We start from the raw sequence: 17,554 nt of genomic DNA, 5'->3' as shown, positions 1-17,554 counted from the left end.
TTTGATATTTACGAAAAACTATTTAGAAGCCTTTTTAACGGAGTGAATGAATGTTTCTTGATCCTCTCCTTGGTCTTTTTTCCAATGATCTTGCGATCGACCTTGGGACCGCCAACACTCTTGTCTATGTCAAAGGGAAGGGAATTATTGCAGCGGAACCATCGGTGGTTGCGATTCAACGCGATGCGCGTGGCATTAAGCGCGTGTTAGCGGTTGGGCGCGAAGCAAAAGAGATGCTCGGAAGAACAGCAGGGACAGTTGAAGCCATTCGTCCGATGAAAGACGGCGTGATTGCTGACTTTGAAGTGACCGAAGCAATGCTCCGCTATTTTATTCGAAAAGCTCATAATCGAAAAGCTCTCATTCGCCCTCGGATTATTATCTGTATTCCTTTTGGGGTGACGGAAGTGGAAAAACGCGCTGTACGCGAGTCTGCGGAATCCGCTGGCGCTCGAGAAGTCTATCTTATTGAAGAACCGATGGCAGCTGCGATCGGAGCTGGACTCCCGATTACAGAACCGACCGGGAATATGGTGGTGGATATTGGGGGAGGAACAACAGAAGTGGCAGTGATTTCACTCGCAGGAATTGTTTTTTCGAAATCGATTCGTGTTGCAGGCGACAAAATGGATGAAGCCATTATCCAATACTTAAAACGAAAATATAATATGCTTATTGGTGAGAGAACCGCAGAAGCTGTTAAAATGGCGATTGGAACGGCATATCCAGATAATGAAATTCGGACAATGGAAATTAAAGGACGCGATCTTGTGGGAGGAGTTCCTCGAACACTTGAGGTCAACTCAGAAGAGATTCGGGAAGCGATTATGGAGCCGATCAACGCTATTGTCGAAGCGGTGAAGGTAACGCTTGAACGCACACCTCCGGAACTTTCAGCCGATATTTATGATAAAGGCATTGTTCTTACCGGTGGCGGAGCGCTGTTGCGTAATCTGGATATTTTGCTTCGAGAGGAGACAGGCCTTCCGGTTATTATTGCTGATGATCCTTTAAGCTGTGTTGTCATTGGTTCTGGTCGTGCCCTTGATCGCCTGGATCTCTTTCGCAGTGTGACCGTTGCGTAAGGAGTTGCTGAAAGAGTCTCTGGTGCGATGAAAAAACTTCGTCTCCTCACATATACGATTCCTGCACTTCTTCTCCTTATTTTTCTTTCGCTCGCAAAATATAATGCTCGTCGTGCTCCGTGGTATGAGCGAGCTTTATGGAATTTGGTAGAGCCACCTTCTCGTTTTCTCAACGCGTTTCAAACAAGCATGGTTCGGGTGTGGAATGAATATATTTCTCTTGTGGACGTGGAAAAAGAAAATCAAGATCTCCTGAAATTTGTGCAAACGCTGCAAGGTCAACTTGTGCTCCAAGAGGAGCTCAAGCTTGAAAACCAACGGTTGAAGGCGCTTCTGAATTATCACGAACAAACATCAACACCATCGCTTTTTGCAAAGGTTATTTCCAATGATCCTCGAGGAGAATTTAAAAGTATGACGATAGATCGTGGATTAAAAGATGGAGTCGACATTCTCATGCCCGTTCTTGGAGCGCGTGGTCTTTTGGGACGCATTGCAAAAGTTTCATCTCAAAATGCCGTCGTTCTTCTTCTTGATGATTCGAATAGCGCTGTGGATGTTCTCATTCAGCGTTCGCGTGAGCGTGCCCTTCTTGTGGGTGGTTCGTATCGTCCGGAACTCATGCGAGGCTCTTCCTTAACGCGTATGGAGTATTTGGGAAATAAAAGCGATATTCAAGAAGGGGATGTCGTGGTGACTTCCGGATTTGACGGCGTTTTCCCCGAGGGACTTCCTGTAGGAACAATCACTCATCTTGAAACTTCTTCTTTAGGAATTTTTCGAAAAGCAGATATTGTCCCCTTTGAAAATTTTGCAGAAGTGCAAGAGGTTCTTGTTTTGCAACGAGTTCACGTTTTGGAGGAAATGAAGTGAGATTTTTTTTGCTCTATCTTTTCTACGGTATTGTTGCCCTTGCATTGCAAGGAACTTTTTTTGCTTCTTTTCCATATCCGTCAGTCCGTTTTGATTTCATGCTGATGGCGATCATTACCTTGGCGTTTACAGAACCGACGAAATATGCGCTCCCGATCGTCATTTTGTTAGGAGCACTGACCGATGCTGTCTCTGTCGCTCCTTTTGGAATGAGTATTCTTTCGTATAGCGCTCTTTATGCAGCCATGCGCGCCATCATTTCTCAAATTTCATTTCATGCAGGCATTGGAAGATTTTTTTGGGCAGCTCTTATGAGTTTTGGCGATAAATGTATTTCCGGTTTTCTCCTTTTGTTGTGGACGCATAAAGTTTCTGTCTTTACGGCGTGGCTTGCAGGGGCTCTCCCTCAGGCACTTTGCGATGCTCTGCTTGCGCTTTTCTTTATTCCGTTTCTGAAATGGTATGGAAAGCTCAGTTTAGAGAAACTGCGGAGATCGCGCGCATTGGTGATGAAATAACATGCAACTGGCGCACGAATATACTCAAGATATTGAACATCGTTTTCCGTATGTCATCGGCGTGATTGCTCTCTTTTTTCTTCTGGTGCTTGCGCGACTTTATTATCTTCAAGTTCTTCGGGGTGAATTTTATCGTCTCTTTTCGACTGAAAACAGTATTAAAGAAATGACCATTGAAACTCCGCGCGGCGTTATTTTTGATCGACGAGGAAATGTTTTAGTCGAGAATCGACCTGTTTTTGATGTTGTGGTGATTCCGCAATATGTGTTGAATCCCAAAAAAACATTACAAAGTCTTGCCTCGCTTCTGAATCTTCCTCTGCATGAAGTAGAAACGATTTGGACAAAAAGATTGAATCAACCACGTTATCAATCTTTAACGATGAAGCAAGATGTCACGCGCGAAGAAGTCTCGATGATCAGAGCGCGACATGAGCCTTGGTATGATGAACGACATCTCTTTGATTTGCGCGGTGTCGAAGTTCAGATGCGTTATGAACGTTTGTATCCATACGGTTTTGCGGCCTCTCATCTTTTAGGATACGTGCGAGAAATTGATCAAAAGCGTCTTGAAGCATATGAAAAAAAATATCCAGGACGATATGTCAAAGGAGATAACGTTGGCATGCGCGGTGTGGAAGAGACATGGGATCTTTTTCTTCGCGGACAGGATGGATATGAACAACGTGTCGTGAACGCGATTGGTCGAGAGGTCGATTATGCCGGTATTGCGCAACAGCTTGAACATCGAACAGCTCTTCCCGGCGCCAATATACGCTTGACGGTGGATCGCGACCTTCAAGGTCTTGCTGCAAGCTCATTTGCGGGTCGTCGTGGCGCGGCGGTGATGGTGAAGGTGGAGACAGGGGAAGTCCTTTTGCTCTATAGTTCTCCTTCGTACGATCTCAATACATTAGCAAGTCGTGAAGGGAGTCGTTATTGGCAAGAGCTCTCTTTTGATCCTTCAAAGCCGCTTCTCAATCGTCCCATTCAGGGCGCTTATCCTCCGGCATCGACGTATAAGATTGTGACCGCGCTCGCTGCTCGAAGTGAAGAAGTTATAAAATCTGAGGAGACAATTTTTTGTCCTGGCGCATTTCGTTTTGGAGGAAGAGATTATCATTGTTGGCATCGATCAGGACACGGCGCGGTGAATCTTCATCGTTCTCTCGTTCAATCGTGTGATGTCTATTATTATCGCGTAGGACTTCGACTTGGAGTGGATCGTATTGCAAAATTTGCAAAACTTTTAGGATATGGAACTCCTACCGGCATTGAAATTTCCGATGAACGAAGTGGACTTATTCCGACAGCAGCATGGAAAGAAGAACGCATCGGCGTTCCCTGGCAGGAAGGGGAAACGCTCTCAATTGCGGTCGGCCAAGGGTATGATCTCGTGACTCCGCTCCAAAGCGCTATGATGATGGCTCGCGTTGTGAATGGAGGGAAAATAGTTTCTCCTCATCTTCTTCTCTCAGTGCATTATCCTGATGGTCGAGAAGAATCTTTTGAAAGCGAAAAGAATGAGGTCAAAAAACTCGATCTTTCTCCGGAAATTTTAAAGGAGATACGTGATGCCTTAGTGGGAGTTGTTGAGGAAGTTGGTGGCACCGCCGGACGTCTTCGCTCGCACAAAGCAAGTATGGGAGGGAAAACGGGAACAGCACAAGTTATCCGGCTTGAAGCGGCGGGGTCATGTAAAGGTGAGAGTTGCCGTGATCATGCTTGGTTTGTCGGATTTTCTCCCACTGAAAAGCCGGAAGTCGCTATTGCGGTGATTGTGGAACATGGCGGTTTTGGATCAAGCGCTGCTGCACCTATTGCGGGTGAGCTCATGCAACGTTACGCTGACATTACTCATTCAACACAATGACATAAAAAAATCGCTGTTGCGTGAGTTTTCGTTTTGAAAGCACGTCACGAATCGCAATCGTCACGGTATATCTTCCCGGCGGCGCCGTTTTTGGAAGCACGAGTTTATTTGAAAATTCAATCGGCTCTGCTTTTTCAATCGGTTTGTGAAAATCGATAATCTCCTCGAGTTTAAGAGCAACTGAAGCATCTGGATAACGAATGGTGACATCTTCCTTGAGCCAGACTTGATTTTCTTCAAGCGCATATCCGTCCACTTCAAAGACAAGATAAATGATTTCGCCTGGATAAAAATTTGCCGACGTGCGCTGAGGCGAATGAGGCGAGCCTTCATAAAAGCGGACATTTTGAATGCGCATAACGCTTAAGGATTGGTTTTGTCGTTGACGTTGAATGCCCTGTTCTTTGGTCAGATCAAGGGAAGGAAGAAAGTTGATACGAAAACTCGGACTTAAAAAATTGTCTCGATTTTCTTGGCCGGTCAAAACAATCACCCCAGAGAGCACCAGCATGACTACAAGGCCAATAAGACCACGGAGTTTTCTTTTATCAACCACAATCATCGTGGATGCTGCTGTATCCCCAAAGCGTTGGTGACGAGGGGAGATCAGCAGACACAGAAGACCAAAGGGATTAAAGTCGATGAGGAGATAGAGCGTGCGCGTGAAAGCGCTTGCCAGGTTTATGCGACTTCCATCTTCATGCGTGACGATATATCCAAAAAGCCATTTTCCCGGAGAACTATGTGAAAGCCACAACGGAAGCATGAAAAAAAGAAGCGCGAGAAGAGGTCCGAGCAAGAGAAGAAACTGACTTGTCAGGGGAGCTTCGGGACTGAGAAGGAGACTGTAGCCAAAAGCAAAAGCGCCAAAGAGAAGAAAATCAAAAAGAAAGGCTCCAGTTCTTCCAGACGCTGACGCAGAGTGAGGATGTTGCACGAGAACTCTTGGATCTTGGGCAAGTTGGATGACCACTGTTTGTGCAGCGAGATCACCGAAGCGTTGATGCCACGACATTTTTTCAAGAAGGACAACCCCAAAAAAAAGAGGGATGAGAAGAAGATCGAGCGGACGTAAAAGATTTCGAAGAAAAATTGCTCGAAATGGCGGAACTCCTCCGCTCAGATGTTGAACGCGCAACCGACAGAGCCATTTTCCCGGCGTGGTCAAAAGAACACCTTCAAAAAGAACATAGCCCAGAAGAGTCAACAGCAAGAAAAGAGAGTGAAGTAAGATGCCATGAAAACCCCACACCGGAATGGGACCAAACGCAGTTCCCATAGCAATGCCTCGATAAAGAGCTCCCAAAATAAAATAGAAAAGAAGGAAAAGATAGCCATCGATAAAAGCAGCGACAAAGCGATCTTTTAAGGGAGCGATGGACTGAGGTCGTGGTCTTGGTGTCGATTTTATTTCGCGTTTGGGTGGCGCTTCTTCGAACGATGTCGGAGTTCCTTCATCGATATCGAGAAGATCTGTGCGATCAAATTCCTCAGCCATAAAGAGCCTTTATCATAGGTTTTTTTGAATGTCTATTCACTCGCGCGGGGGTGAAGACGTGATCTCTTCGAAGCTTCTTGCATTTTTTTTCGATTCCTTGCTAGTTGAAAGAACGCTGCGCCAGAAAGAACATCAGCATGTCAAAGAAAACAAAATCAAAACAGACTGACACACCATCACTTGTTGAAGAACAAAGATTTACGTCGATTCTGATTGAAGATTTGAAAGGCGAATTTCGCGCTGTTGCTGAAGGACTGTCAGTATTAAATGTGCGACAGGATCGTGTCGAGCAGAAACTTGAGAGTTTAGAGCAAAAGACGGAATCACATTATGTAGAATTGAAATCGAACTATGTTGAATTAAAAAAGGAAATCGCATTTACACATCAAGCACTTCGAGCAACCAAGGACGAACTTAAAACAGATATCAGCAACTTGAAAAATGAATTCAAAACAGACATTGGAAACTTGAAAATCGACATGGGTGATCTCAGAACAGAGTTGAAAACAGATATGCAGTCTCTTCGAAATGAAGTTAAAAAGGATATACAAATTCTGCGAGAGGGGGTTCAGACAGATATACGAACCCTCAAAGATGATTTAAAAGGAGATATGCAGGCTCTGAAAAATGAATTAAAAAAAGACATTAGAGAAGTATCAACAAAGCTTGATCCTCTTATCGAAAAACTTGATCAACACGATGAAGATATTATTTTTTTGAAAGCCGCGGTTTCCAAACCATAAATCCAGTCCCAATGATTAGAGTGAAAGATTTCCAAGTGTATATTGGCAAACAGAAAGAGCAGTGATGGCGGCGGTTTCGACGCGTAAGATTTGGGGACCAAGGCTTAAGGAAGTTGCGCCAGCATCACGTGCACGGCGTGCTTCTTCAGATGAAAATCCTCCCTCGGGACCAATGACCATCAAAACAGGGTGCTTGAATTGATGTAATGCAAGAGAAGAAAAATCGTTTTTTTCTTCTCCCTCCCAAAAAAAGAGAATGGTGTGAAAGGAAGAAAATTTTTTCAGAAGTTGATCAAAGGAAAGTGGCGCTTCAATGCTCGGAAGAAAGGGGAGCCCAGATTGTTTTGCAGCTTCTCGGGCAATGTGATTCCAGCGTTGTAATTTTTTTTCTTGAATTCCTTCGACCATACGACTCACCGAGCGAGAGGAGCTAAAAGGAAGAATGGTAGGGACTCCCAACTCAACTGCTTTTTGAAAAATCCATTCGGTTTTCTCATATTGAATAATGGCTTGCGCTAATGTTGGGCTTTTTTGCTTGTCACGATAAGGTCGTTCAAAAAGAATTTTAGCTTCAATATGACGCGGTGTAACGTTGATCAATTCAGACATATAGGAACGACCATTCCCTGATGAAAGGAGAAGCTTTTCTCCTTCATGAAGGCGTAAAACAGAAGCAATATGTTTTGCATCAGGCCCTTCGAGATGAATGTTTTCGCCGACAACAACATCTTTTTCGATAAAAAATTGCGGCATATTGAACCTTTCAGTGCAGAAACAATTTCAAAACATTTGCTGTTATGCGAATCAAAAGGTGCCTGACATCTTTTTGGCACGATGTTGGTGCAAAAAAGTGTCTGGCACTTCTTTTGATTCGAGACCATCGCCAAAAGAAGTGTCAGGCACTTTCTGGTCTAACCCCATGACCAGAAAAATGCCCGACACCTTTTGGCTCCTTTGCAAACACAAGAGCAGCCCACTCTCCTTTAAAAGTTTCATTGATTACTTTTAGTGATAAAAATCCTGCTTTCAATTCATCGACTTGATCTTTTGTCACGCCAGAAAGAATCAGAGAGCCTCCAGGAGCCAAATATTTTACAAGCTCTTCTTTCATCATCAATAAAGTCACTAAAAGAATATTTGCGACAATGACAGAAAAAGTTCCTTCGACGCTTCCCAAGTCTGAAAAAGAATGAACGTTGTTGAGATTATTCTTTTCAAAGTTGTGTTGTGCGATCTCTAAAGCAACAGGATCAATTTCAACGACACTTAACGGTGAAAATCCGAGACGATTTGCAATCAAGGTTAAGATTCCGCTTCCACACCCAACATCCAGGACTGCGCCGGTTGCGAACTTTTCTAAACCAGCATTTTTCGAAAGATCAAAAAGCGCTTGAGCGCACAACTTCGTTGTCTCATGAAGCCCAGTTCCAAATGCCATTCCAGGATCGAGTTTGATCGTCTTCTCCCACGAAGGAATGACGACGATACCGGGAACGATTTCGTGAGGAGGAAAATGTTGTTTCCAATCTTCTTGTTGAGGATCAAAATATTCCTCGACACAAGAAATAAGTTTTAATTTTGTTTCAAGGAATGACTGGAGCTCAGAGAGAGAAAAACGTGTTCCGTCAAAAGAGGCTTTGAGATAACATTTCTTTTCTTTTTCTTCTTCCAAAATTCCCGACGCCCCATGTTCGAAAAAAAGAAGTGAAGCGAACTCAGCCGCATTCGGTTCTACTTCAGCCGTCACTGTATACCATGATTGCTTTTTCATTTGGGAGTAATTATCATACGCCCTTCTTTTGGTGCAACAAGCTTCGCTTGATTTCTGAAAGGAGTTCATCATGGACGAAAGAGAGACTTCTCCAATAATGCCGCATCTTGAGTGGGAAGAAGAAAAGCCGAATGATTGGTTTCATGCCTTTTGGATGGTAGTGAAAACTTCTCTTACAGATCCCACCACATTTTTTATACATGTTCGCGAAGGACGTGGGATTTTACGTCCTTGGCTCTATGCGTTCATTCTTTCTTTTCTGGCGATGTTCATGACGATTGCATGGCAATTGGGATTTCACATTTCAAGTCTAGGACTTATGAGTCGATTTGCTTCAAGGTTTGATATCGCTCTGCCTTCTTTTCCAACGGAAGTGTACAGTCTTACGATTCCCATTTCAGGGGCACTCGCTCCTTTTGTGACCGCCGCACTCATCCATCTTTTTCTGATGATTGTGGGGGGTGCGAAACGAACCTATATCGATACCTTTCGCGTGGTCTGTTATTCTTCACTCCCTTCTGTGTTCGGCGCTATTCCTTTAGGGGGAAGTGTTATTGCGTGGATCTGGATGACCGTTTTGCACATCATTGGGATTAAAGAAGTCCATGAAACAACCACAGGGAAAAGCGTCATGGCCGTCTTTCTCTTACCGATGCTGATCTGTTGTCTGTTTCTTGGAGTTATTGGAATGATAGTAGCTATTGTTGGTTTTACATTTGTACGTTAGTGTTGAAAACGTCTCTCAGAGGCGTTGTCTCACTACGGCAAAAATCCTCAGACGCCGGATTTTTGCCTGCGCTTCAGCCTGCTGTGTATTGAGGCTTCGTTTCCAGCGTCTGAAGACGCCGCTCAACAATCGCCTCCTACGGCCGTTTTCAAGAAAGAGTGCATGAAGAAAAGAGCAATTGGTATTGATCTTGGAGGAACGACATTATCTGTAGGCTTGGTGACTTCAGATGGCACTGTCGAGAAGATACGCAAACAAAGTTTGATTCACAAAGATGTTTCATCGATTGTCAATTTTATCACTACAGAAGTGCAGGTACTTCTTGCTGAAACAAGCAGTGACCTTGAAGGTGTTGGCATTGGCGTTCCTGGCATTGTGAATTCCGAACAAGGGATTGTCTTTCAATCTCCTCATTTTCCTACGTGGAGAGATATTCCGATCAAGCGACTCTTGTCAGAGAAAATTCAATGTCCCATAACTCTTGATAACGATGCCAATATGTTTGCTCTGGGAGAGCAGCGCTTTGGTGCAGGTAGAGCATGCCGCAATTTTATTATGCTTACTCTTGGGTCTGGCATCGGTTGCGGTCTGGTGCTTGAGGGGAAACTTTTTCGTGGAGATCGTGGTTTTGCCGGCGAGGTGGGACATATGGTGATTGAGCCCGATGGTCCTCCTTGTCATTGTGGGAGTCGAGGTTGTTGGGAACTGTATGCGGCGAGCCATGCTTTTCGACATCTCTCCGGAGAAAAAAATCTGACACCTGAAAATATGGCTCTTCTTGCAGAAAAAGGAGACAAAGTGGCGCTCAAGCTCTGGGAAGAATTTGGACGTTATCTCGGCATGGGCATTCATTCGCTTATCAGTGTTTTGGGAGTAACACGCATCATTATCGCCGGCGGTATTTTAGGGGGCTGGGATTATTTTTTTGATGCTGCAAAAAAGGAAATGGTGTCGAGAGCCTATGCAGAAAATGCAAAACAACTTGTCCTTCAAAAATCAGAACTCGGAAATAACGGCGGTGTGATTGGAGCCGCCTCTTCAGTTTTAATAACTAGACTTCTTGCATAACCTCAATAGAATCAAGCCTATAAAGTTTTTGTTTTCAAAGAGATACACTTGGATGTCATCGCGAGCGAAGCGTGGCGATCTCCCGAGTAAACAGAGGAGATTGCCACGCCCTTCGGGCTCGCAATGACAACGAGTGTCACCCAGGGTTACGCAAGAGATCTACTGAATAAAACATTGAAGATTGATTCTCGAGCGGCTTGTGCAGGAGTCGTGCTCAGAAGCCTTCGAATAAAACGACGACTAAACGCCGGTGGCGAGCGGCGTCTGAGCGAGCCGACGAAAGCGAGAGAACCATCTTCAATGTTTTTTTAAGGAAAAGAGAAACCTACAAGTCGCATCTCTTCTAAGATTTCTTTTGCTGCAGGATCTCGCTGCATCTCCACGAGAATTTTTTGAAGACGATTTTTTTGAGGAAGGTCTGGTGAAAAAAGAATCACACGCGCTGTAGGAATTGGTTGAGACGTTTGAATCTTGTGAAGATTCTGACTCCACGGTGTTTTGAGGTGCTCAAGGGTTCTTACTTCAAGAGGGTTTAAGAGGATGTATGCCTTTATCTCTTTTTGACCAATCCGTTTGAGAGAGTTGAAGGTGTCAGGAGTTTTTTGTATTTTTATTTTATTTTTGAGCGAAGGGAAAAGATAATGTTGAATAAATTCAGAGGTTAAGGTTTCGTCGCTATACACTGTAGCTCCAGCAACGAGTGTCGATTGGTTTCCCACTAACGTATAAACTTCCGTCGATTTTCCATGAGGAAAGGGGAGCGCTGAAAGCCAAGGTTCTGCTCCTGCCATGCGATTTTTGTAGGTCACCCAGGTTGGATAACTGACAATCGCAATATCAGGAAGTTCACGTTTAATGGAGACAATGCCATCATTAACCGTATTGATGTACACCCCTGTCACCTGATCTGAGGTTAATTTTTTGGAAAGATAGTGAAAGAAAAGGTCTAAAACAGGTTTCGCTTCTTGTGGAGTTCCAGCTTCTCCGGGGTACCAAAAGAGCATTTTGATTTCCTTTGTTTCACCAGAAATCGAAAAGAGGAACAGAGAAAGGAAAAGAAAAAAGAAAATCCGCTTCATGTTATTGGCATAGGAGAGTTTGCGTTTACGAACAAGTTCTTTTTTGGAACTTGACGACAAGATTCTGAATAGCTAAGTGAATTTTCTCTTGAGTGATCCCATTGTGGGAGAGAGGGAAGTCGGTGAAAATCCGACACGGACGCGCCACTGTGAGAAGAAATTCCTTGTTGCGATAAAGAGTCACTGCTGATCTTTCAGCGGGAAGGCGAGCAACGGGGGAGGAATTCTTCAAGTCAGGAAACCTGCTCAGAGCGTTTTTTATCCACTCGCGACGTGGTGGAAGAGCTTGTCTCTTTTTATTTCCCCACCATTTTTGTCGCGACAACCGAGGAGGTTGTCATGGCAGTTTCACGTATTTCAAGTTCACAAAAAATTGATATGTATCATAGGGCGCTGACAGCAGCAGAAAAAGGAAGTTTTGAAACAGCCTATGAGCTTTGTCATCAAACTGATTCCTGTTCTCTGATTACGAATACGTTTATAGCGCGAGCTCAATATTATCAGGCCAATGGTTTTCTCATTGAAGCGATGAGCAATTATGAAAGCGCTCACTTCATGCTCATGGAAAATTGCGCTGATCTTACTTGTTACACTCAGCAAGGGGGAAGCGCACTTCGGGAAGGTTTGCTTCATATTGATCATCCCGATGCTTTTCAACTCTATTTGCTTATTGGAGGAGATCTCCGAAACCTCTCTCATTGAAAGCATGAACGAACTTGCATTTCATCAGGACGAATTTTAAAGATATTGTCTTATGACCGAGAAATATCATCCTGAAATCATTGAGCCAAAGTGGCAAAAAACATGGGAAGAGGCTCGCCTGTTTGAAGTCAATGAAAACAAGAAACAGGAAAAGTTTTATGTCGTTGAAATGCTTCCCTATCCTTCTGGCAGAATCCACATGGGGCATGTTCGCAACTATTCCATCGGCGATGTGGCGTCTCGTTATTATCGAATGAAAGGAAAGGCAGTTCTCCATCCCATGGGCTGGGATGCTTTTGGTCTCCCTGCAGAAAATGCGGCGATCAAACGTGGCATTCCTCCGGCAAGTTGGACCTATGACAATATCGCGTACATGCGGTCGCAACTGAAAGCGCTCGGATTTTCGTATGATTGGCGTCGTGAATTTGCAACGTGTGATCCTGAATATTATCGCTGGGAACAACTTCTTTTTTTGAAAATGTTTGAAAAGGGATGGGCGTATCAAAAAACCTCTACAGTGAATTGGTGTCCTGGCTGTCAAACTGTTTTGGCAAATGAGCAAGTGGTTGCTGGATTCTGCTGGCAATGCGATGCGCGAGTTGAACAGAAATCGATGACGCAGTGGTATTTTCGATTGACCGATTATGCGGAAGAATTACTCGAGGACCTCGAAAAACTTCAGGGGTGGCCTGAACGCGTGCGTAATATGCAAAGAGAATGGATTGGAAAAAGTAAAGGAGCTCGTGTTGATTTTGCGGTGAAAGAAAAACATCTTCGTCTTTCTGTTTTTACCACTCGTCCTGACACGCTTTTTGGAGTGACTTTTTTAAGTCTTGCGCCTGAACATCCTCTTCTTGCCGATCTTATTGAAGGAACAAAGTATGAAAAAGAGGTGAAAGCCTTTCAAGAGGCTTCCGCAAAGATCGATCATCAAGCACGTCTTGAAGATACGTATGAAAAAAATGGTATCTTCACAGGCGCTTACTGTTTGCATCCGGTGACAGGTGAAGAGATTCCGATCTATGTCGCGAATTTTGTGCTCATGGAATATGGGACAGGCGCTGTCATGGCCGTTCCTGCGCATGATCAGCGGGACTTCGAATTTGCAAAAAAATATAATCTTCCTCTGAAGATCGTGATTCAACCCAAAGAGCGGGAGTTGAGTATATCGAAAATGAAAGAAGCATATACAGGAGAAGGGATTCTTCATCATTCAGGAGAATTTTCCGGACTTTTCTCTTCGGATGCGATGGATCATATCACCGCTCATCTCCAAAGTATCGGGTTTGGTGGACCAAAGACCCATTTCAAGATTCGCGATTGGGGCGTTTCACGGCAACGATATTGGGGAACACCGATTCCGATTATTCATTGTTCTGAGTGTGGCGCGATTGCGGTTCCAGAAAAAGATCTTCCGGTCACGCTTCCCAAAGAGGTGATTTTCAGTGGCAAAGGAGGTTCGCCTCTTGAACGTGTCGAATCCTTTGTAAAAACCATTTGTCCAAAATGTTCTCAGCCTGCAAAACGAGAGACCGATACCATGGATACTTTTGTCGAGTCGTCCTGGTATCTTTTTCGGTACACGTCACCTCATTGTAATCAAGGTCCCTTTGAGACAAATAAAGTTCACTACTGGCTTCCGGTCGATCATTATATAGGTGGCGTGGAGCATGCTGTGATGCACCTGATCTATGTTCGTTATTTTACAAAAGTTCTTCGTGATCTTGGATATTTCAAACTCGATGAGCCCGTCACTAATCTTTTAACGCAAGGGATGGTTCTTCTGGGCGGAACAAAAATGAGCAAGTCTCGGGGAAATATTGTGGATCCTGATGAGATGATTCAACGTTATGGAGCTGATACCTGTCGGCTCTTCACGCTTTTTGCAGCGCCTCCTGAAAAAGATCTGGAGTGGAGTGATGCGGGCATTGAAGGTTCTTATCGTTTTCTTCAAAAGGTGTGGCGTTTTGTGCATGAGTGGAGAGAGAAAAGACCCAAAGAGATCATTCATAAAGAGCTGACGCAGTGGCAACATAAAACTATTAAACGTGTGACACACGATATTGAACGGTGGCATTTGAATACTGCCATCGCCGCGCTTATGGAATATGTGCACGTGCTTACCAAGTATCCTTTAGATGAAGTTTCACCGGAAGCAGTTGAAACGCTTCTTCTTCTCCTTTCTCCTTTTGCGCCGCATATGTGTGATGAAATTTGGCAACGTTTTGGAAAAAAAGAGTTTCTCATGCAGGTTCCCTGGCCAACCTATGATGAAGAGGCGCTTCTGACAGATGAAATCCAAATTATCATTCAGGTGAATGGAAAACTGCGGGATCGTATTCGCGTTCCAGCCGATGCCGATGAAGATCACGTGAAAGCAATGGCCTTTGCCTCAGAAAAAGTAAGTCCCTACATCAAAGAAAATCCAAAACGAGTTATTTATATTCCAAAAAAATTAATGAATATCGTGACCGACGTATGAATGTTCAAGAACTTGCCTCTGAGCTTGCAACAAAAAACTTTCGACCGCTCTATGCCATTGTCGGAGAAGAATCCTTTATGGCAGAGCGAGCATCTGCACTGCTTCTTCAGGCCCTTCAAGCGAATGCCTCGGACGGTACTTCTACGCATCGTTACAATGGGAATGAAATCAAAACAGGGGATGAAGTTATCGATACGCTTTCCACGATGTCACTGTTGGGAGGAAGACCGACGGTGCTTATTCGTGTTGCGGAAAAATTAAAAAAGGGAGTTCAAGAGAGACTTGCAGCCTACGCTGAGCATCCGGTGCAAAGTGCGACCTTAATTCTTGTGGCGACGAAACTCGATGGTCGTTCGAAGTTGATGACCGGTTTCAAAAAACATGGGGTCATGGTGGAATGTAAACCGCTCTATGCGAATCAAGTTCCGCCCTGGATTTCGCTTGAAGTAAGGCGTCACGAAAAACGAATATCCCAGGAAGCAGCGCGATATCTGGCTGATCTGGTCGGCGTTGACATGGGACAAATTGCAGATGCGGTTGAGCGATTGATTCTCTATGTTGGAGATCGCAAGCTCATTGAACTGCCGGATGTGGAAGTTGCGATTGCAGAGACAGCCCAGCGAACTATTTTTGAATTTACCGATGCCGTTGGACAGCGCGATCGCGCCAAAGCGATCGGTATTTTAAAAAATCTTCTGGAGCATGGCGAAGCTCCTGTCGGGATTCTGGCAATGCTCACTCGACACATGAGACTTCTGTTGAAAGCGAAAGAGGTGGATGGTCGGCTTCCTTCAGAATCAGATATTGCGCGTTATTTAAGTGTGCATCCATTTTTTGCGAAAAATTATCTTCAACAATCACGTATTTTTTCGGAAAAGGAACTTCGACAAAGCTTTCGCTCTCTGTCGGAAACCGATCGAGAACTGAAGTCGAGCAGAATTCCTCGTCATCTTCTTCTCGAAAATCTTCTTTTGAAAATTGTCTAGAATGTCATTCCCGCGAAAGCGGGAATCCAGAAAACATTGAAAACACTGGATCCCTGCCTTCGCAGGGATGACATAGAGGAAATAAGATTTTGCAGATATGCTCTATTATGCTGGTATCTTTTGAACAAGCTGTGTCAAACGAGAAACGATACGCGCGGCTGTTCGGTGATGGATTAATTTCGTGGAAGCAGCTTTATCGACCAGTGGAATAACTTTTTTCAAAAGTTCTTTGGTGGGGTGTTGTCGGAGTTCTTTCATGGCGGTGCGCAAACGCGTCCTTGCTCCTTTATTGCGGAGACGACGCTGCTCATTTTGGCGACTTCGTTTGATCGCTGAAAGATGGCGACCTTTGCCCAGTTTACTTTTTTCTTTTTGTGCTTTTTCGTCTGCCATGCGAAGCTCCAATTTCGTCTAAAGTTCTAAAGTGAAGCGTGGCTGCTACCATGCATAAGGAGATGTTGTCAATATGAAGGAAGTTATGAGTCATATTAGCCGGCGAACCGGGATCATCGGTTTTTTCACCCTTCTGAGTCGTATTCTCGGCCTTCTTCGTGACAGTGTTTTGGCGTATGCTTTTGGAGCAACGGCGATGGCCGATGCGTTTTATGTCGCTTTTCGCATTCCAAATCTTCTTCGGCGCCTTGTTGCAGAAGGGTCCCTCACGGTTGCTTTTGTTCCGATTTATACCGAGTGGCTTCGCAAATCGCGAGAGAGTGGAAGAGAGGCAGCATCGGTCGTTTTTTCGGTCTTAACTCTTTTTCTCACCCTTCTTGTCATTTTTGGAATTCTCTTTGCACCGTGGATCGTCCAGCTCATTGCTCGCGGATTTTCTGACGATCCGCAAACATTTACGCTGACGGTCTACCTTACCCGTCTCATGTTCCCCTACATTTTTTTTATTAGTCTCGTTGCTCTTGCTATGGGAGTTCTTAATTCACTCAAACGTTTTGTTGCTACCTCAGCTTCTCCTATTGTGCTCAATGTCGGAATCATTTTTGGCGCACTCTTACTTCGTCATTTTTTTGATCTTCCTGTTGTCGGGGTTGCTGTTGGAGTTCTCCTGGGAGGTGTATTGCAACTTGCAATGCAGATTCCTTCACTTCGAAAAGAAGGAATGCTCCCGCGCTTTGATGTTCGTCTTCGCCATCCAGCGCTGAAAGGTCTCTTGTTGCTGATGATTCCTTCGGCTATTGGGGCTGCTGTCTATCAAATCAATGTCTTGGTCATTACGCGATTTGCATCCTATCTTCCAGAAGGAAGTGTCTCTTATCTTTGGTATGCAGATCGTGTGGCCGAGTTTCCGCTCGGTGTTTTTGGCCTTGCTCTTGCGACTGCCATCTTGCCTACACTTTCAGATCATGCGGTTGATCAGGATCGAGAGGCATTTGTCGAGACGATGAACTATGGATTGCGTCTGACTTTTTTGATTACGATTCCAGCTTCGGTTGGTCTCTATATCTTGGCTGAACCGATTGTGGCTCTTCTTTTTGAGCGCGGAGTTTTTGATGTGACTGCGACCAAAGCCACTGCTGCGGCATTACTCTTTTTCGCCATCAAGATTCCATTTCTTTCAGCCGTACGAAATATTGCCGGAGGTTTTTTTGCATTAAAAGATGCGAAAACTCCGGTCGTGGTTTCGGTATTTGCGGTTGCCGTCAATGCACTTGCGGCACTATGGTTGATGAAAACTTTTGCGCATGTAGGTCTCGCAGCTGCGCTTGCGATTTCGAGCGCTTTTAATTTCTTTCTTCTGCTTTATCTTTTTCGTCGCAAGATGGGACTTATTGGAGGGAGGAAATTACTTTCATCTCTTGGGAAAACGTTGCTCGCTTCTTTCATCATGGGAAGTGTGCTTCTTCTCGGAGAGAAATTTTTCGGAACGCCTTACGGTATTTCTTTAATCCTCTTTATTCTTGTTGGAATGGGAGTATTTTTTGTCGCTGCCAAACTCATTCATCCCGAAGAGTTTTCAGCACTTATGGCGATTATCAGGAGAAAGCAAAAGATGCATGTTTGAGTCACGTATTTAAAAAACAACAATTTGTGATATCTGCCGATGATTATAGGGCACCTCTAAAAACCTATTTGTTTCTTTCTTGATAGAACGAGATGCATAAAAATCTTTCATCCCGAAGTTTTTCTTGCGATG

16 protein-coding genes and 1 other annotated feature are annotated in these 17,554 nt (G+C 44.4%); of the genes, 11 read left to right on the top strand and 5 right to left on the bottom strand.

Annotated elements, in window-relative coordinates:
* Nucleotides 1-50 precede the first annotated feature (50 nt).
* Genes A3C46_08855 through A3C46_08840 form a run of 4 tightly spaced genes read left to right on the top strand, consistent with a single transcriptional unit; the run spans nt 51 to nt 4,349 of the window.
* Nucleotides 51-1,085, top strand: a complete 1,035-nt coding sequence (locus A3C46_08855) for a rod shape-determining protein (GenBank protein ID OGQ22383.1) — start codon at nt 51-53, stop codon at nt 1,083-1,085.
* 27 nt (nt 1,086-1,112) lie between these two features.
* The gene (locus A3C46_08850; GenBank protein ID OGQ22382.1) at nt 1,113-1,958 is read left to right on the top strand and encodes a rod shape-determining protein MreC; all 846 of its coding nucleotides are present in this window, start codon (nt 1,113-1,115) and stop codon (nt 1,956-1,958) included.
* Nucleotides 1,955-2,476: a hypothetical protein gene (locus A3C46_08845; GenBank protein OGQ22381.1), complete on the top strand. Its 522-nt coding sequence runs from the start codon at nt 1,955-1,957 to the stop codon at nt 2,474-2,476. The genes A3C46_08850 and A3C46_08845 overlap by 4 nt, the downstream gene beginning before the upstream one ends.
* A gap of 1 nt (nt 2,477) precedes the next feature.
* Complete coding sequence (locus A3C46_08840; protein ID OGQ22380.1) at nt 2,478-4,349, top strand: penicillin-binding protein 2; 1,872 nt, start codon at nt 2,478-2,480, stop codon at nt 4,347-4,349.
* Here the strand turns inward: A3C46_08840 and A3C46_08835 are convergent.
* Nucleotides 4,330-5,847 (bottom strand): hypothetical protein, encoded by a 1,518-nt coding sequence (locus tag A3C46_08835; GenBank protein ID OGQ22379.1) that lies wholly within the window; start codon nt 5,845-5,847, stop codon nt 4,330-4,332. The two genes, A3C46_08840 and A3C46_08835, sit on opposite strands and share 20 nt — an antisense overlap.
* A gap of 137 nt (nt 5,848-5,984) precedes the next feature.
* Here A3C46_08835 and A3C46_08830 point away from each other — a divergent pair, with 137 nt between their 5' ends.
* Nucleotides 5,985-6,590 carry a hypothetical protein gene (locus A3C46_08830; GenBank protein ID OGQ22378.1) on the top strand — a complete coding sequence of 202 codons (606 nt, stop codon included), beginning with the start codon at nt 5,985-5,987 and terminating at the stop codon, nt 6,588-6,590.
* A gap of 15 nt (nt 6,591-6,605) precedes the next feature.
* Here the strand turns inward: A3C46_08830 and A3C46_08825 are convergent, their stop codons facing one another.
* Nucleotides 6,606-7,343 carry a hypothetical protein gene (locus A3C46_08825; protein OGQ22377.1) on the bottom strand — a complete coding sequence of 246 codons (738 nt, stop codon included), beginning with the start codon at nt 7,341-7,343 and terminating at the stop codon, nt 6,606-6,608.
* Between the two features lie 142 nt (nt 7,344-7,485).
* Complete coding sequence (locus tag A3C46_08820) at nt 7,486-8,361, bottom strand: hypothetical protein (protein ID OGQ22376.1); 876 nt, start codon at nt 8,359-8,361, stop codon at nt 7,486-7,488.
* Nucleotides 8,362-8,431: 70 nt separating this feature from the next.
* Between A3C46_08820 and A3C46_08815 the strand changes: the two genes are divergently transcribed.
* The 3 genes from A3C46_08815 (at nt 8,432) to A3C46_08805 (ending at nt 10,468) form a co-directional block, all read left to right on the top strand.
* Complete coding sequence (locus tag A3C46_08815; GenBank protein ID OGQ22375.1) at nt 8,432-9,088, top strand: hypothetical protein; 657 nt, start codon at nt 8,432-8,434, stop codon at nt 9,086-9,088.
* A 162-nt stretch (nt 9,089-9,250) separates the two neighbouring features.
* Nucleotides 9,251-10,156 (top strand): hypothetical protein, encoded by a 906-nt coding sequence (locus A3C46_08810; protein OGQ22374.1) that lies wholly within the window; start codon nt 9,251-9,253, stop codon nt 10,154-10,156.
* Between the two features lie 123 nt (nt 10,157-10,279).
* Nucleotides 10,280-10,468, top strand: a complete 189-nt coding sequence (locus A3C46_08805) for a hypothetical protein (protein OGQ22373.1) — start codon at nt 10,280-10,282, stop codon at nt 10,466-10,468.
* Here A3C46_08805 and A3C46_08800 read toward each other — a convergent pair.
* Nucleotides 10,465-11,295, bottom strand: a complete 831-nt coding sequence (locus A3C46_08800; protein OGQ22372.1) for a hypothetical protein — start codon at nt 11,293-11,295, stop codon at nt 10,465-10,467. The genes A3C46_08805 and A3C46_08800 overlap by 4 nt on opposite strands.
* 13 nt (nt 11,296-11,308) lie before the next feature.
* Nucleotides 11,309-11,500 (top strand) — a binding site (cobalamin riboswitch).
* Nucleotides 11,501-11,989: 489 nt separating this feature from the next.
* On the opposite strand from A3C46_08800, the gene A3C46_08795 reads away from it, so the two are divergent.
* Nucleotides 11,990-14,419 carry a leucine--tRNA ligase gene (locus A3C46_08795; protein OGQ22371.1) on the top strand — a complete coding sequence of 810 codons (2,430 nt, stop codon included), beginning with the start codon at nt 11,990-11,992 and terminating at the stop codon, nt 14,417-14,419.
* The gene (locus tag A3C46_08790; GenBank protein ID OGQ22370.1) at nt 14,416-15,405 is read left to right on the top strand and encodes a DNA polymerase III subunit delta; all 990 of its coding nucleotides are present in this window, start codon (nt 14,416-14,418) and stop codon (nt 15,403-15,405) included. The genes A3C46_08795 and A3C46_08790 overlap by 4 nt, the downstream gene beginning before the upstream one ends.
* A 105-nt stretch (nt 15,406-15,510) precedes the next feature.
* Here the strand turns inward: A3C46_08790 and A3C46_08785 are convergent, their stop codons facing one another.
* Entirely contained in the window at nt 15,511-15,798 is a 288-nt protein-coding gene (locus A3C46_08785; GenBank protein OGQ22369.1) for a 30S ribosomal protein S20, read from the bottom strand.
* 73 nt (nt 15,799-15,871) lie between these two features.
* Between A3C46_08785 and A3C46_08780 the strand changes: the two genes are divergently transcribed.
* On the top strand, nt 15,872-17,422 hold the full coding sequence (locus A3C46_08780; protein OGQ22368.1) for a murein biosynthesis integral membrane protein MurJ: 1,551 nt from the start codon (nt 15,872-15,874) through the stop codon (nt 17,420-17,422).
* Nucleotides 17,423-17,554: the final 132 nt, after the last annotated feature.

This window comes from Deltaproteobacteria bacterium RIFCSPHIGHO2_02_FULL_44_16, assembly GCA_001798185.1.
In the GTDB taxonomy this organism is placed as follows: domain Bacteria; phylum UBA10199; class UBA10199; order 2-02-FULL-44-16; family 2-02-FULL-44-16; genus 2-02-FULL-44-16.
This window is presented reverse-complemented; position numbering and strand designations above follow the sequence as displayed.

Bases quoted from the DNA above. Each gene is read 5' to 3' on its own strand.
- A3C46_08815 (OGQ22375.1), top strand. From the start codon at position 8,432: ATGGACGAAAGAGAGACTTCTCCAATAATGCCGCATCTTGAGTGGGAA.
- A3C46_08830 (OGQ22378.1), top strand. From the start codon at position 5,985: ATGTCAAAGAAAACAAAATCAAAACAGACTGACACACCATCACTTGTT.
- A3C46_08850 (OGQ22382.1), top strand. From the start codon at position 1,113: ATGAAAAAACTTCGTCTCCTCACATATACGATTCCTGCACTTCTTCTC.
- A3C46_08780 (OGQ22368.1), top strand. From the start codon at position 15,872: ATGAAGGAAGTTATGAGTCATATTAGCCGGCGAACCGGGATCATCGGT.
- A3C46_08785 (OGQ22369.1), bottom strand. From the start codon at position 15,798: ATGGCAGACGAAAAAGCACAAAAAGAAAAAAGTAAACTGGGCAAAGGT.
- A3C46_08810 (OGQ22374.1), top strand. From the start codon at position 9,251: ATGAAGAAAAGAGCAATTGGTATTGATCTTGGAGGAACGACATTATCT.
- A3C46_08825 (OGQ22377.1), bottom strand. From the start codon at position 7,343: ATGCCGCAATTTTTTATCGAAAAAGATGTTGTTGTCGGCGAAAACATT.
- A3C46_08805 (OGQ22373.1), top strand. From the start codon at position 10,280: ATGACAACGAGTGTCACCCAGGGTTACGCAAGAGATCTACTGAATAAA.
- A3C46_08835 (OGQ22379.1), bottom strand. From the start codon at position 5,847: ATGGCTGAGGAATTTGATCGCACAGATCTTCTCGATATCGATGAAGGA.
- A3C46_08820 (OGQ22376.1), bottom strand. From the start codon at position 8,361: ATGAAAAAGCAATCATGGTATACAGTGACGGCTGAAGTAGAACCGAAT.
- A3C46_08795 (OGQ22371.1), top strand. From the start codon at position 11,990: ATGACCGAGAAATATCATCCTGAAATCATTGAGCCAAAGTGGCAAAAA.
- A3C46_08855 (OGQ22383.1), top strand. From the start codon at position 51: ATGTTTCTTGATCCTCTCCTTGGTCTTTTTTCCAATGATCTTGCGATC.
- A3C46_08840 (OGQ22380.1), top strand. From the start codon at position 2,478: ATGCAACTGGCGCACGAATATACTCAAGATATTGAACATCGTTTTCCG.
- A3C46_08790 (OGQ22370.1), top strand. From the start codon at position 14,416: ATGAATGTTCAAGAACTTGCCTCTGAGCTTGCAACAAAAAACTTTCGA.